14 protein-coding genes are annotated in these 14925 nt (G+C 67.8%); 7 read left to right on the forward strand and 7 right to left on the reverse strand.

The window, feature by feature from the left end:
• Positions 1–22 precede the first annotated feature (22 nt).
• The 6 genes from AC5Y3P_RS14500 (at position 23) to AC5Y3P_RS14525 (ending at position 5786) form a co-directional block, all read left to right on the forward strand.
• Positions 23–964, forward strand: a complete 942-nt coding sequence (locus AC5Y3P_RS14500; protein ID WP_500046606.1) for a class I SAM-dependent methyltransferase — start codon at positions 23–25, stop codon at positions 962–964.
• A 13-nt stretch (positions 965–977) separates the two neighbouring features.
• The gene (locus AC5Y3P_RS14505) at positions 978–1913 is read left to right on the forward strand and encodes an SAM-dependent methyltransferase (protein ID WP_500046607.1); all 936 of its coding nucleotides are present in this window, start codon (positions 978–980) and stop codon (positions 1911–1913) included.
• A gap of 102 nt (positions 1914–2015) precedes the next feature.
• On the forward strand, positions 2016–3416 hold the full coding sequence (locus AC5Y3P_RS14510) for an aldehyde dehydrogenase family protein (protein ID WP_500046608.1): 1401 nt from the start codon (positions 2016–2018) through the stop codon (positions 3414–3416).
• Positions 3417–3467: 51 nt separating this feature from the next.
• A complete protein-coding gene (locus tag AC5Y3P_RS14515) occupies positions 3468–4331 on the forward strand; it encodes an SDR family oxidoreductase (RefSeq protein ID WP_500046609.1) in 864 nt (287 codons plus the stop codon).
• 5 nt (positions 4332–4336) lie between these two features.
• Entirely contained in the window at positions 4337–5302 is a 966-nt protein-coding gene (locus AC5Y3P_RS14520; protein ID WP_500046610.1) for an NADPH:quinone oxidoreductase family protein, read from the forward strand.
• A 1-nt stretch (position 5303) separates the two neighbouring features.
• Positions 5304–5786: a DUF456 domain-containing protein gene (locus AC5Y3P_RS14525; protein WP_500046611.1), complete on the forward strand. Its 483-nt coding sequence runs from the start codon at positions 5304–5306 to the stop codon at positions 5784–5786.
• 45 nt (positions 5787–5831) lie between these two features.
• Here AC5Y3P_RS14525 and AC5Y3P_RS14530 read toward each other — a convergent pair whose 3' ends face one another.
• Together AC5Y3P_RS14530 and AC5Y3P_RS14535 are read right to left on the reverse strand one after the other, a co-directional pair.
• Complete coding sequence (locus AC5Y3P_RS14530; protein WP_500046612.1) at positions 5832–6650, reverse strand: tyrosine-protein phosphatase; 819 nt, start codon at positions 6648–6650, stop codon at positions 5832–5834.
• The gene (locus tag AC5Y3P_RS14535; protein ID WP_500046613.1) at positions 6647–7864 is read right to left on the reverse strand and encodes an acyl-CoA dehydrogenase family protein; all 1218 of its coding nucleotides are present in this window, start codon (positions 7862–7864) and stop codon (positions 6647–6649) included. The genes AC5Y3P_RS14530 and AC5Y3P_RS14535 overlap by 4 nt, the downstream gene beginning before the upstream one ends.
• Before the next feature lie 82 nt (positions 7865–7946).
• Here AC5Y3P_RS14535 and AC5Y3P_RS14540 point away from each other — a divergent pair, with 82 nt between their 5' ends.
• The gene (locus AC5Y3P_RS14540) at positions 7947–8888 is read left to right on the forward strand and encodes an alpha/beta fold hydrolase (RefSeq protein WP_500046614.1); all 942 of its coding nucleotides are present in this window, start codon (positions 7947–7949) and stop codon (positions 8886–8888) included.
• Positions 8889–9027: 139 nt separating this feature from the next.
• Here the strand turns inward: AC5Y3P_RS14540 and pntB are convergent, their stop codons facing one another.
• From pntB to AC5Y3P_RS14565, 5 genes are all read right to left on the reverse strand, one after another.
• Positions 9028–10449 (reverse strand): Re/Si-specific NAD(P)(+) transhydrogenase subunit beta, encoded by a 1422-nt coding sequence (gene pntB / locus AC5Y3P_RS14545; RefSeq protein WP_500046615.1) that lies wholly within the window; start codon positions 10447–10449, stop codon positions 9028–9030.
• Between the two features lie 60 nt (positions 10450–10509).
• Positions 10510–12042 carry a Re/Si-specific NAD(P)(+) transhydrogenase subunit alpha gene (locus AC5Y3P_RS14550; protein ID WP_500046616.1) on the reverse strand — a complete coding sequence of 511 codons (1533 nt, stop codon included), beginning with the start codon at positions 12040–12042 and terminating at the stop codon, positions 10510–10512.
• 114 nt (positions 12043–12156) lie between these two features.
• Positions 12157–12732 (reverse strand): flavin monoamine oxidase family protein, encoded by a 576-nt coding sequence (locus tag AC5Y3P_RS14555; protein WP_500046617.1) that lies wholly within the window; start codon positions 12730–12732, stop codon positions 12157–12159.
• A gap of 24 nt (positions 12733–12756) precedes the next feature.
• Positions 12757–13614, reverse strand: a complete 858-nt coding sequence (locus AC5Y3P_RS14560; RefSeq protein WP_500046618.1) for a 3-hydroxyacyl-CoA dehydrogenase — start codon at positions 13612–13614, stop codon at positions 12757–12759.
• A gap of 15 nt (positions 13615–13629) precedes the next feature.
• Positions 13630–14844: a PucR family transcriptional regulator gene (locus tag AC5Y3P_RS14565; protein ID WP_500046619.1), complete on the reverse strand. Its 1215-nt coding sequence runs from the start codon at positions 14842–14844 to the stop codon at positions 13630–13632.
• Between the last annotated feature and the right edge of the window lie 81 nt (positions 14845–14925).

The following is a 14925-nucleotide window of genomic DNA, read 5'->3' on the forward strand; positions in this document are numbered from 1 at the left end:
ATTAGGTAGTATGTCTTACGAAATGACTGACGTAACTGACTGCGTGCGCAGTGCCGGAGACAACTGGGACATCACCGAGAGCGTTGGCAGTACCGCGCTGGGGGTAGCCGCCTGCCGAGCCATCGAAACCGCCCGGCCCGACCCCCTGATCCGCGATCAGTTCGCGCACGTCCTGGTGGCCTCGGCCGGCCCGGGTTGGGCCCGGATGGCCGACCCGAAGCTGGACTGGATCGACGACGAACTCGGCCGTCGCGAGTTCGAATCGGCGTGCGACTACCAGGCGGTGCGGACGCACTACTTCGACTCGTTCTGCCGAGATGCGGCCGCGGCCGGCGTGCGCCAGATCGTGATCCTGGCCTCCGGGCTGGACTCGCGGGCCTACCGGCTGGACTGGCCGGCGGCCACCGTGGTCTACGAGATCGACCAACCGCGGGTGCTGCAGTACAAGATGGACACCCTGGCCGGCCAGGGTGCCGCGCCCGCCGCCCGGCACCGCACGGTTGGCGTCGATCTGCGTGACGACTGGGCCGGTGCCCTGATCGCGGCCGGGTTCGATCCGACCGTGCCCACCGGGTGGCTGGTCGAGGGCCTGCTGCCGTACCTGCCCGCCGACGCCCAACAGCGACTGTTCGAGACGGTGACCCAGATCAGCGCACCGGGCAGCCGAATTGCCGTGGAGGCGTTCGCGTTTGGTGACGCCGCCCAGAGCGAGCAGCGCCGTCAGGCTCGGCGGGCCCGACGGGAACGCACCCAGGAACGGATCGGGGTCGGCGTCGACGTCGAAACCCTGGTCTACGCCGAACCCGACCGGGCCGCCGCCGACGAACTGCTGGCCGGCCACGGCTGGCAGGTCGAGGTCGTGCACAGCGACGAGCAGATGGCACGGTTGGGCCGACCGGTGGACCCCGACCTGGCCGCCGATCTGATGATCAGCCAGTTGATGAGTGCTATCCGTCCCGCGTAAGGAGACGACAACTATGGGCGCATTGCGCAGCGACAACGACACCTGGGACATCGCGACCAGCGTGGGCAGTACGGCAGCGCTGGTGGCTGCCGCCCGCGCCCGTGAGACCGAGCAACCCGAACCGCTGATCAGCGACCCCTACGCGCGGATCTTGGTGGAGCGGGCCGGCACCGGCATCTGGGAACGGATGCTCGACGACTCGGTACTCGAAGCGCTCGAAGAAATCGACGCCGAAGCTGCCCGGGTGTTCCAGCACATGGGCAATTACCAGGCGGTGCGGACGCACTTCTTCGACGCGTTCTTCGCCGACGCGACCGCGGCCGGAATCCGCCAGATCGTAATCCTGGCTTCGGGTTTGGACTCGCGGGCCTACCGGTTGGATTGGCCGGCCGGCACCCGGGTGTACGAGATCGATCAGCCCAAGGTGCTCGAGTACAAGTCCAAGATCTTGGCCGAGGAGGGCGCCCTGCCCCGGGCCGAGCGGTTCGAGGTCGCCGTCGACCTGCGCTACGACTGGCCGGCCGCGCTGGAAGCCGCCGGCTTTGACCGCACCCAGCGCACCGCCTGGCTGGCCGAAGGACTGCTGATGTACCTGCCGGCCGAGGCCCAGGACCGGCTGTTCGAGAACGTCGGCGCGCTCAGCGCGCCGGGTAGTCGGGTCTCGGCCGAAACCGCGGGCCAGCGCTCCGAGGAACGTCGCGAGGAGATGCGGCAGCGCTTCGAGCAGGTGTCGAAGAAGTTGGGATTCGACCAAACCACCGACATCGCCGACCTGGTGTACAACGACCCGGACCGCGCCGAGGTGGCCGATTGGCTCAATGCGAACGGTTGGACGGCCACCGGCGTGCACTCGATCGACGAGATGCAGCGGCTGGGCCGCTGGCTGGAGATCTCCCCCGAGCCGGAGCGCGCAGCCCTGGCGACCTTCGTCGTCGCCGAGCGCAACTGAGGCCGTCTCCGCCGCCCCGGCCGCGCCCTACCCCCCAACTGGATGGTTGACTACCATGGGCGCCCAGACAGGACTGTCCGCCGGGTCAGGAAGGGACATCTCGTGACCACCGAATTCACCCAAGCGTCGACGAACATCGCCGACATCCCCGCCATCGTTGCTGGCACCCGTAAGGCGTTCGCGTCCGGGCGCACCCGCGACATTGAATGGCGCAAGCGCCAGCTGAACGCGCTGGCCCGTCTCGTGACCGAGAACGAGACCGTGATCGCCGAGGCCCTGGCCAAGGACCTGGGCCGGTCGCCGTTCGAGGCCTGGCTGGCCGACATCGCGTCGACCGCCAACGAGGCCAAGGACGCCGCCAAGAACGTCGGCAAGTGGGCCAAGCGCCGCTACCGTTTGCTGGAGCGCTCGCAGCTGCCCGGCCGAGGCTGGATCGAATACGAGCCGTACGGCACGGTGCTGATCATCGGCGCCTGGAACTTTCCGATCGCGCTCACGCTGGGCCCGGCCGTCGGCGCCATCGCAGCCGGCAACGCCGTGGTGCTCAAGCCCTCCGAGGTGGCTCCGGCGTCCTCGGCGGTGATGGCCGATCTGGTGCCCAAGTATCTGGACCGGGAAGCCATCGTGGTGGTCGAGGGCGACGGCGCGGTCAGTCAGGAACTGATCGCCCAGGGCTTCGACCGGGTGTTCTTCACCGGCGGTACCGAGATCGGCCGCAAGGTCTACGAGAGCGCCGCCAGCCACCTCAGCCCGGTCACCCTGGAACTCGGTGGCAAGAGCCCGGTGATCGTGGCCGCCGACGCCGACGTCGACATCGCCGCCAAGCGGATCGCGTTCGCCAAGTTGATCAACTCCGGCCAGATCTGCATCGCGCCGGACTATGTGCTGGCCGACGCCAAGATCAGCAACCGGCTGGTGCAGAAGCTCAGCGAGGCGGTCAAGACCTTCGAAGCCGAGAACCCCGGCGGCAAGCGGATCGTCAACGAGCGGCACTTCGGCCGGCTCACCGCTGCGCTGGCGGCCACCAAGGGCGAGGTGGTGCTGGGCGGTGGGTCCAACGCCGAGGCGATCTCGATCGAACCCACCGTGGTGCTGAATCCGGCGGTCGACGAGCCGCTGATGACCGACGAGATCTTCGGGCCCATCCTGCCCGTCATCACGGTGCAATCCCTGGACGAGGCAATCGAATTCGTCAACTCGCGGCCCAAGCCGCTGGCCGCCTACCTGTTCACCAAGACCAAGGCGATCCGGGAACGCGTGGTCCGCGAGGTGCCGGCCGGCGGCATGCTGATCAACCAGCTGATCTTCCACTTCGCCACCGCCAAGCTGCCGTTCGGCGGGGTCGGCCCGTCCGGCACCGGCGCCTACCACGGCAAGTTCGGCTTCGAGGAATTCAGCCACCGCAAATCGGTGATGACCAAGCCCACCCGACCCGACTTAATGTCGATGATCTATCCCCCGTATACAGAGAAGGCGTGGAAACTGGCCCGACGGGTGTTCTGAGTCGGCTGGGGTCTGCAACTGATCAGCAAACCAGTAAAGGTAGGTAGCTAGATGCCCGGAGTTCAGGATCGCGTCGTCGTCGTCACCGGAGCCGGTGGCGGACTCGGTCGTGAGTACGCCCTGACGTTGGCCCGCGAAGGCGCCAGCGTCGTGGTGAACGACCTCGGCGGCGCCCGCGACGGCACCGGAGCCGGCCACAACATGGCCGATGCGGTGGTCGCCGAGATCAAGGAGGCCGGCGGCCGCGCCGTGGCCAACTACGACAGTGTGGCCGAGCCCGAGGGCGCCGAGAACATCGTCAAGACCGCGCTCGACGAGTTCGGCAAGATCGACGGTGTGGTCTCCAACGCGGGCATCCTGCGCGACGGCACGTTCCACAAGATGAGCTTCGAGAACTGGGATTCGGTGCTCAAGGTTCACCTGTACGGCGGCTACAACGTGATCCGGGCGGCCTGGCCGCACTTCCGCGAGCAGGGCTTCGGCCGCATCGTGGTGGCCACCTCCACCAGCGGGCTGTTCGGCAACTTCGGCCAGGCCAACTACGGTGCAGCCAAGCTGGGTCTGGTCGGGCTGATCAACACGCTGGCCCAGGAAGGCGCCAAGTACGACATCAAGGCCAACGCGGTAGCGCCGATCGCGGCGACCCGGATGACCGAGGACATCCTGCCGCCCGAGGTGCTCGCGAACCTCAAGCCGGAGTTCGTTGCGCCGGTGGTGGCCTACCTGTGCACCGAAGAGGTGCCCGACTCCGCATCGGTGTTCATCGTCGGCGGTGGCAAGGTGCAGCGCACCGCGCTGTTCCAGAACGAGGGCGTGACCTTCAGCAGTGCGCCGTCGGTGGACGACGTCGCGGCCCGCTGGTCGGAGATCGACGACCTCTCGGCGGCGACCGTGGCTTCCTTCAGCGTGCGCTGAGCTTCATGAAAGCCTGTGTAGTACAGGAGCTTTCCGGGCCGTCGGGCATGTCCTACCAGGACGTGCCCGACCTGGCTCCGGGACCGGATCAGGTGCTGGTGGACGTCCGTGCCGCTGGCGTGTGCTATCCGGACCTGTTGCTCACCAAGGGGGAGTACCAGCTGCGGCTGGAGCCCCCGTTCACGCCGGGTATGGAAGTCGCCGGTGTGGTGGCGGCCGCTCCGGCCGGCTCGGGATTTGCCGTGGGGGACCGGGTTACGGCCTCCTGCGGGATCGGCGGTTACGCCCAGCAGGTGGCGGTGCCGGTGTCCGTGGTGGCTCCGAGCGCGCCGGAACTCGATGACGCCGAAGCGGTTTCGCTGCTGGTCAACTACAACACCATGTACTTCGCCTACCGTTGGCGGGCCGCGCTACAAGCGGGTGAGACGGTGCTGGTGCTCGGCTCGGCCGGTGGCGTGGGTAGCGCTGCGATCCAGATCGGCAAGGCCATGGGTGCCCGGGTGATCGCCGCGGTGCACCGGGAAAGCGCCGTGGAGTTCGTATCCGGGCTCGGACCCGATGCCGTCATCCCGCTGACCGACGGCTGGGCGCGCGCGGTGCTGGACGCCACCGACGGGCAGGGTGTGGACGTGGTGGTCGACCCGGTCGGCGGCGCGCCGTTCGACGACGCCATCCGCACGCTGGCCACCGACGGCCGCCTGCTGGTGATCGGCTTCGCGGCCGGCGGGATTCCCACCGTCAAGGTGAACCGGCTGCTGCTGCGCAACGTCGGGGTGCTGGGCGTGGGCTATGGCGAGTACATCCGCCGTCGCCCCGAGACTGCCGCGCAGGTGGCCACCGGGTTGGCCGAGTTGGTCAGCGCCGGACTCAAACCTCCTGCACCGGTGCGTTACCCGCTGAGCGAGGCGCCGGCCGCGTTGCAGGCCCTCGACGACGGCGCGGTGTTCGGCAAGCTGGTGCTGGAGCCCTGAGGTGACCACCGGCGGGCTGATCCTGGTCGGATTGGCGATCGCGATCGGCCTGGTGGGCATCATCTTGCCGGTGTTGCCCGGCTCGCTGCTGGTGTTCGTCTCGATCGCGGTGTGGGCGTTCCTGGAACGCAGCACGGTCGGCTGGGTGACGCTGGGCATCGCGGCCGCGTTGTTCGTGACCGCCGAGGTGATCAAGTACACCTGGCCGGTCAAACGCATGCGGCAAGCCGACGTGCGCACCTCGACCTTGCTGATCGGTGCGCTCTGCGGCATCGTCGGATTCTTCGTGATACCGGTGATCGGCCTGCTGATCGGCTTCGTGCTCGGGGTGTTCGTCACCGAACTGGCAGTGCGCCAAGACGTGTCACGGGCCTGGGCTTCCACCGTGCACGCCGTCAAGGGCGCGGCGCTGTCGATCGGGGTGGAGTTCACCGGCGCGCTGCTGGCCGCTGCGGCCTGGCTGGCCGCCGTCGTGTTCTGGTGATTTCGGTGCGTTGGGGGGCGCTGAGCGCCCCCCAACGCACCGAAATCACCCGCGCAGTGCGGTGCGCAACCGGGCCAGGTCGTCGGCGGTCACACCGGCGGACTCGAGGTAGCCGTCGACCGAACCGAACTGCACTTCGATGGTGTTCAGCGCCGCGTGCAGATATTCCTCCCGCACGCCCAACACTTCGTCGGACAACCGGGTCTCGGTGAATTCCAGTGCCCCGTCCGGGATCTCGGCGCCCTCGAAGCGGCTCTTGATCCGCTCACTGATCTGGGCGCGCAGCGCCGGGACCGCAGCGTTGCTGGCCAGGTAGTCGGCCAACACCAAGTCCTGGGAAAGTCCGGCCGCCGTCAAGATGACCGCGACGGAAAAGCCGGTGCGGTCCTTGCCGGCAAAGCAGTGCGTCAACACGGTGGAACCGTCGGCGAGCAACCGGATGGTCTGCAGCACAGCGCGCTGGGCGCCGGGCGCGGCGGCAAAGCGCGTGTATTCCTCGGTCATGTACCGGTGCGCGGCACTCAAAACCGATTCGTCGTCCGGCTTTTCGGTCATCAACCGCTGGAAGGCGTGCTCGTGCGGAGCTTCATCACCCTCGACCGAGGCCACCACTTCCACGAACGGCAACAGATGCACCTCGACGCCGTCGGGCACCAGGTCGCTGCCGTGCCGCTGCACCTCCGGCGGACTGCGCAGATCGGCGACGTCGGTCAACCGCAGATCACGCAACCGATCGATGCCGTCGGTGTCGAGCTTGGTCAGTTCGCCGGCGCGGAACAGCACACCGGGGCGCAGCGCCCCGTCGGTCGAGGACGAGACGTCACGGAAGTTCCAGGCCCCGGGCAGCCCCGCGTCGTCGGTCATGCCGGCAGGACCGCCGCAGCCAGCGGGCTCTTCTCGGCGCCGAGCTCGCGGCGCGCGATGGTGCGCAGGTGCACCTCGTCGGGACCGTCGAAGATCCGCATGGCGCGCTGCCAGCCGTACATCCGGGCCAACACGGTGTCGTCGGAGACACCGGCCCCGCCGTGGGTTTGGATGGCCCGGTCGATGACGTTGCAGGCCATCAGCGGGGCGACCGCCTTGATCTGCGACACCAAACCGTGCGCGGCCTTGTTGCCCTGTTGGTCGATCACCCAGGCCGCCTTGTGGCACAGCATGCGGGCTTGGTCGATCTCGTTGCGGGACAGTGCGATCGCGTTCTGCACCATGCCCTGCTCGGCCAGCGGCTTACCGAATGCGATACGCCGGGAGACCCGGTCGACCATCAACGCCAGGGCGCGCTCGGCGACGCCGATTGCGCGCATGCAGTGGTGGATGCGGCCGGGGCCCAGTCGAGCTTGCGCGATGGCGAAGCCCATACCCTCTTCGGCCAGCAGGTTGGTCGCGGGCACCCGCACGTTGTCGTAGACGATTTCGGCGTGCCCGTGCTGATCCTGCCAGCCGAACACCGAGGTGGAACGCAGGATGTTCACGCCGGGGGTGTCGGTCGGCACCAGGATCATCGACTGCTGCTGATGGCTGGCGGCATCCGGGTTGGTACGGCCCATCACGATCAGGATCTTGCAGCGCGGGTCGTTGGCGCCCGAGGTCCACCACTTGCGGCCGTTGATCACGTAGTGATCGCCGTCGCGCACGATCTCGGTCTGGATGTTGCGGGCATCACTGGAGGCCACGGCCGGTTCGGTCATCGAGAACGCTGACCGGATCTCACCGGCCAGCAGCGGTTCGAGCCACTGCTTGCGCTGCTGCTCGGTGGCGAACAGGTGCAGGGTCTCCATGTTGCCGGTGTCCGGTGCGGCGCAGTTGATGGCCTCCGGGGCGATCTCGGTGCTCCACCCTGAGATCTCGGCCAGCGGTGCGTACTCGACGTTGGTCAGGCCGGATTCCGAGGGCAGGAACAGGTTCCACAGTCCCTGTTTGCGGGCCAGCACCTTGAGCTCTTCGACCACCGGTGGGACGGTGAAATCCTTCGGGCCCTTCTCGGCCCGGTACTCGTCGTAGGCCGCCTCGGCCGGGAAGACGTGCTCGACCATGAACGCGGTGAGCTTGTCGTGGTAGTCCTGTGCCTTGGCAGACATCGCGAAGTCCATGCGGCCACGATATGGCACGCGCGGAAATCAGTTGACGGGTGTCCAGCCAACGCCGGTAGGGTCAGCCGCCGTGAAACTCAAAGTCGCAGTCGTCGTCATCGCACTGGCCGTGGTCGGGCTGCTGATCAACGCCGTTTCCACCGACCGCCAGGCGCGCCCCGCCGAACCGTTCGGGGGCGGGCGGGTGTTGGAGCTGGCCGGCCCGGACCTCAACGTGCGTGAGTACGGTCCATCCGGTGACCGCGCGATCGTGCTGTTGCACGGCTACACCGGCTCGGTCGAATGGTGGGATCGGGTGGCGCCGCAACTGGCCGACGGGGACCGCCGGGTGATCGCCATCGACTTGGTCGGCCACGGCGGGTCGGAGGCACCACGGGAGGCCCACCCGTATGGCGCTGCAGGCCAGTCCGAAGCCGTCCGGCAGGCGCTGGACGCGCTCGGGGTGCAGCATGCCGTCCTGGTCGGACACTCGATGGGCGGTGCGGTGGCCGCGGCGGTCGCCGAGGACGACCCGGACCGGGTGGACGCCGTCGTCGTGGCCGACACCCCGGGAGACCACGACATGGCGGCCCTGCCGCTGCTCGGTCGGGCGATCTGCTGGCCGGTGATCGGCCCGGCGCTGGACCGGTTCCGGGCGCTGCGGGCGCTGAACGAGAGCTCACTGCAGACCGGCTTCGCGGCCGATTACCCGGTGCCGGACTTCGCCTTTCGCTCCCTGCAGCGGATGACGCACACCGGCATGTGTGACTCCGACGTGATCGACGACCTCAACGCCGAACGTTCGGTCGCCGACCGGCTGGCCGGCCTCGAACAGCCGGTGCTGGTGCTGTGGGGCGAGCATGACGTGCTGACCCCGACCGGCGACAACGTGGCCAGCTACACCGCGGCCGGGCTGCCACCGCAGGTGATCGCCGGGTCGGGACACAGCCCGATGGTCGAGACCCCCGACGAGTTCCTGGCCGCGCTCGACGGGTTCGAGCCGCTGGCCCAGGCCACCGCAGCGCCGGCCTAATTACATGTGTGTAATTCATCCACACTGGGGATGACCGCTGTGGACAACTAGCTGTGCCCGAACGCCGTGAACCATGACTTGTGTACGCATATCCCCAGGTAGGGGTGTACACAAGTCACGGTTCACGGCACGGGTAAAGCTAGAGCGCAGCCAGGATGTGGCTGACCTGATCACGCGCATCGCCGAACAGCATCTGGGTGTTCTCCCGGAAGAACAGCGGGTTCTGCACGCCGGCGTAACCGGAGGCCATCGACCGTTTGAACACGATGACGTTGTCGGCGTTCCACACCGTGAGCACCGGCATGCCGGCGATCGGGCTGTTCGGGTCCTCGGCCGCCGACGGGTTGACCGTGTCGTTGGCGCCGATCACCAACACCACCGAGGTGCCGTCGAAGTCGTCGTTGATCTCATCCATCTCGAGCACGATGTCGTAGGGCACCTTGGCCTCGGCCAGCAGCACGTTCATGTGCCCGGGCAACCGGCCGGCCACCGGATGGATACCGAACCGCACGTTGACACCGCGCTCGCGCAGGGTGCGGGTCAGATCGGCGACGCCGTACTGCGCCTGCGCGACGGCCATGCCGTAGCCGGGCGTGATGATCACCGTGTCGGCTTGGCTGAGCAGGTCGGCGGCGCCCTCGGCGGTGATCTCGCGGTGCTCGCCGTAGTCCTTGTCCTCGGCCGGGCCGGCCTCCAGACCGAAGCCACCGGCGATCACCGAGATGAACGAGCGGTTCATCGCCTTGCACATGATGTAGGAGAGGTAGGCACCGGAGGAGCCGACCAACGCACCGGTGATGATCAGCAGATCGTTGCCGAGCAGGAAGCCGGACGCGGCCGCGGCCCAGCCCGAGTAGCTGTTGAGCATCGACACCACGACCGGCATGTCGCCGCCGCCGATCGAGGCGACCAGGTGCCAGCCGAGCAGCAGCGCGAGCACCGTGACCACCACCAGCAGCCACAGCTGCGGGTCGATCACGAACCACACCGTCAGCGCCGCGAACACCACCAGTGCGCCGACGTTGAGGAAGTTCTTGCCGGGCAGCATCAGTGGTGCCGACTTCATCCGGGCAGACAGCTTCAGGTTGGCCACGATCGAACCGGTGAAGGTCACCGCACCGATGAACACGCCGATGAACACCTCGGCCGAGTGGATCCCGAGCATGCCCTCGGCGGCGAGCTTGACCGCCTCTGCACCGCCGAGGTGGTGCTCGACGTGCAGGTAGCCGTTCCAGCCCACCAGCACCGCGGCCAGACCCACGAACGAGTGCAGCAGTGCGATCAGTTCGGGCATACCGGTCATCTCGACCACCCGCGCCCGCCACAGACCGATCGCGGCACCGACGATCATGGCGACGATCAGCAGCGCCAAGCCGAGCGGCTCGATCTTGCGTTCCAGCGCCAGGGCGATCGTCGCGGCCAGCGCGATGGCCATCCCGGCGATACCGAAAGTGTTTCCGGCCCTGGATGTCTCATGTTTGGACAGCCCGGCCAGAGCCAGGATGAACAGCAAGGCCGCGACGACGTAGGCCGCCGTGGCGGTGGTTTCTAGATTGAGCATGGAATCCGTTCCGAACTGTATGGGTGCGCCGCACGGGGCGGCGGGAGATTGTCGCCTGAACTAGCTGCGGGAGAACATGCTGAGCATGCGGCGGGTGACGGCAAAGCCGCCGAAGACGTTGATGCTGGCCAGCAGGATGGCCACGAAGGCCAACGCGGTGATCGGAACGTTGTCGTGCCCGATCTGCAGCAGCGCACCCACCACGATGATTCCGGAGATCGCGTTGGTCACCGACATCAGCGGGGTGTGCAACGCGTGGTGCACGTTGCCGATCACGTAGTAACCGATCACGATCGCCAGCGCGAACACCGTCAGGTGCACCTGCAGGGCGGCCGGGGAGATCGCGATCAACGCGAACAGCAGTGCGCCCACCGTGAACGTCACGCCCAGTCGGCGTCCGGTCGACATCGGCGGTTTTTCGGTGTGTACCACCGGCGCGGCTGCCGGTGCGGCCACCGGCGCGGCCGAGACCTGCACCGGCGGCGGCGGCCAGGTGGTCTCGCCGTCGCGCACCACGGTCATGGAGCGCTGCACGACGTCGTCGAAGTCCAGTACCAGCTGCCCGTCCTTTTCCGGGGTGAGCAGCTTGAGCAGGTTCACCAGGTTGGTGCCGTACAACTGCGAGGCTTGGGCGGGCAGCCGGCCGGCCAGGTCGGTGTAGCCGATGATCGTCACGCCGTTGGCGGTGACGACGGCCTGGTCCTTGACCGTGCCTTCGACGTTGCCGCCGTTGGCCGCGGCCATGTCCACGATCACGCTGCCGGGCTTCATCGAGGCCACCATGTCAGCGGTGATGATGCGCGGTGCGGGCTTACCGGGGATCAGCGCGGTGGTGATGATGATGTCGACGTCTTGGCACTGCTCGGCATACAGCGCGGCCTCGCGGGCCTTGTAGTCGTCGCCCATCTCCTTGGCGTAGCCGGTGGCCGACACCTCGGCTTCGGGGTCCTCGATCGACAGGTACTCACCGCCGAGCGAGGCGACCTGGTCAGCCACCTCGGGCCGCGGGTCGGTGGCCCGCACGATCGCACCCAGGCTGCCGGCCGCACCGATGGCGGCCAGTCCGGCCACACCGGCACCGACCACCAGCACCTTGGCCGGTGGCACCTTGCCGGCCGCGGTCACCTGACCGGTGAAGAACCGGCCGAAGCTGTGCGCGGCCTCGACCACGGCGCGGTAGCCGGCGATGTTGGCCATCGAGGACAGCACGTCCAGCGACTGCGCCCGCGAGATGCGCGGCACCGCATCCATGGCCAGCACCGTGATGGCGCGGGTGGACAAACGCTCGACGAGTTCGGGGTTGAGCGCGGGGGAGATCAGGCTGATCAGGGTGGCGCCGTCGCGCAGCGCCGCGATTTCCTCGTCATTGGGGGCGTTGACCTTGAGCACCACCTCGGAGCCCAGGGCCTGCTGCGCCGATCCGACCTCGGCGCCGGCCTCCACATAGGCGGCGTCGGCGAAGCTCGAGGCGGCGCCCGCGCCCGCCTCGACCAGCACGGAATAGCCGAGCTTGATCAACTGCGCGACGGTCGCTGGGGTGGCGGCGACGCGCGTTTCGCCAGGTAGCGACTCGCGGGGGATCCCGATGATCATCGATTTCGGTCCGATCTGGTGTGGTTCAGGGCGAGGATAAAGTTGTCAGTGTAGGAAACCCCGATGACCGGTTGTGCACCCCGTTGCCCCTGTACCGGTGCAGTCGAGTGAGGCCTATCTGAGTTCCATGACCTCGCGGGCCGCCCGTTCACCGGCCTCGATGGCGCCGTCGAGATAGCTCGGATGGTGATGGGCGGTCTCGGCGCCGGCCCAATGCACGACGCCGACGGGATCGGCCGGCATCGGCGGAAACCCTGCCGCGCCACCAGGATCCGGCAGGGCGATGTAACCGCCGCCCGCGTGCTCGTCGCGATGCCAGGACTTCTCGCGCCAGTCGGCCGGATCGAGCACCTCGGGGCCGTACAGGTCCGCGAGCGGGAAGAGCAGCAACCGGCGACGCGCGTCGGAGCTGAACCCGTCGAGTTCGCGGGCCTCCGGTCCGGCGATCAGGAAACACAGGTGCCCTGGCCCGCCCGGGGCGGTGGTGTCGAAGACCGCCCGGCTCGGTTTGTCCAGGACGATGGCGTCCCCGGCGCCGCGCGTCCGCCAGAACGGCATCGGGTTCACGGCCAGGGCCTTGTACACCGATCCCATGTAGGTGTCGCGCTCGAGCGCGATCCGCGCGGATGGCAGCGGGGGTTCGTGGGTGATGCGGCGGGCCAGCGGCGGCGGCACGGTGTCGTGTCGCATGGCGCGTCCCTCCGGCAGAAGCGGTCAGGTGTACTTGTAGAACCCCTCGCCGGACTCCATGCCCAGCTTGCCCTTGTCGATGTAGTTGGTCTTGAGCCAGGCCGCCAACTGCTGAGACTCGGCATCGCCGTGCGCCATGATGTTGTACGGCGTGTTCAGGCCGATGATGTCGTAGATCTGGAACGGCCCCAGGGGCGCACCGGTGCCGATCCGCCAGGTGGTGTCGACGTCGGCGGGGTCGGCGTAACCGCCGGCGGCCAGTTCCGCCGCGGCGTGCAGGAACGGCACCAGCAGCGAGTTGAGGACGTAACCGGCCTTCTCCTTGTGCAATTCGATGGGGACCATGCCGATGGCCTTGGCGAACTCGACGACTCGGGAGTACACCGCGGGGTCGGTGTCGGGGGTGCCCATGATCTCGGCGGTGTTGAGCTGCCAGACGCGATTGGCGAAGTGCAGGGCCAGGAATCGGTCGGGTCGGCCGGTCGAATCCTTGAGTTCGCTTGGCAGCAGGGTGGACGAGTTCGTCGCGATGATGGTTTTCGCGGGCGCGAGTTCTCCGACCTTCTCGAAGGTTTGTCGTTTCAGGTCGGCGACCTCCGGGATGGCCTCGATCACCAGGTCGGCGTCGCCGACCGCGGCGGCCAGATCGGAGGTCAGCGTCAACCGGGTCAGGGCGGCCTCGTTGGCGCCGTCCTTGGCGTCCGGCACCTCGCGCGCGTAGGTCTCGGAGAGCGTGGCGAAGCGTTTCCGGGCGGTGGCGAGCACGTCGTCGTTGATGTCGTAGGCGGTTACGGTGCAGCCCTTGAACGCACTCTGGTAGGCAATCTGCGAGCCGAGCACCCCGGTGCCCAGAACGGTGACATTGGTGATGGCAGCTGACATGGTGTGCAACTTTCTCTAGTCGGTTGACGGGTCGGTGGGGCGTTGTTCGCCGAGGCGCGCGGCGACCTCGAAGGCCAGGCAGAGCTCGGCAAGCTCGCGCGGACTGCTCAGTGACTTTCCGGTGTGTTCTTCGATGCGGCGAAGTCGGTTCCGCACCGTGTTGGGATGGCAGAACAGTGCTTCGGCGGCACCCTGGGTCGAGCCCTCGTGATCCAGCCACGCGGCGAAAGTGTCCAGCAGGGCCCATCTTTCATCCGCGGGAAGATCATGGAAGGCACCCAGGGTGAGCTCGGAGAGCTTGCGGGTGACCTCCGGGGCGCTGACGGCCGCGACGCCAAGGATTGAGTCGTCGAAGACGCCCACCGGGTCGTGAGCGGTCGGGGAGGCCATCGCCACCCGCGCATAGCGCAAGGACCGCGCGGTGTCGGCCAGGTCGGCGAACCCCGGGCTCACCCCGACGCGGGTGGTCGTCACTTGTCGCAGCAGTTCGACCATGTCGTCCAGGGCGGCCGGGGCGGCAATGTGGGCGATGCCGATCTGCAGGTCGGGTAGCAGCCGCCAGGCCGAGAAAATATCGATGTCGCGCAGCAACACCTCGATCCGCGGAAGTGCCTGTCGGCCGACCTGCGGCACTGCGGCGGCGACGACGACGTAGGGACCTTGGGCGGGAATCCCCAACAGCTGGGCGACATCCCACAGGCTGTGGTCGCCGAGTGGACGGCCCTGCAACAGGGCCTCGGTCAGCGCGGCTTGTTCGGCGGCGTCCTCGAGGACCTGATGGGTGGCCTGCTCGTGGTAGGCGGCGGTCATCGCGGCGGTGTAGCGATCCTGGCCCTCCCAGAATCGCTCGGTGGCGCGCAACAGCGCCGGGCCGCTGATCTCCGGATGATCGCCGGCGAACTCGACCATCAGGGTCCACGCGTGGTGGCTTGCCACGCGGAAGGCGTCCATCACCGGAGGCATGGGCACGCCGGCGGTGGCTCGCTTGCGGCCGGTCGTCGAGGCCGGGGTGGTGTCGAAGGTGGCGCCGTTCTGCAACGCCTGGAACACCAGGCGCAGATGGCCCGCCGCGGTCTCGAACAGATCGTCATCCGTGACGATGTCGTTGCTGCGGTAGAACGCGACCCCGGTCCGAACCGAATCGACGACGCTGCGGGCGATCTCGGAGACTCGGGACTCCAGCAGTCCACCAAGCTCGACGAGTTGGTTGTCGCCATCGACTGAGCTCACGCTCGAAGCATAGAAGGGTCGCGACCGCGTTGCCACAATTGTGGTCGGACACACCCCGATGTGCGAAATCGTGTTTGCCAG

The sequence above is a fragment of the Mycobacterium sp. NGS45 genome (assembly GCF_059812645.1).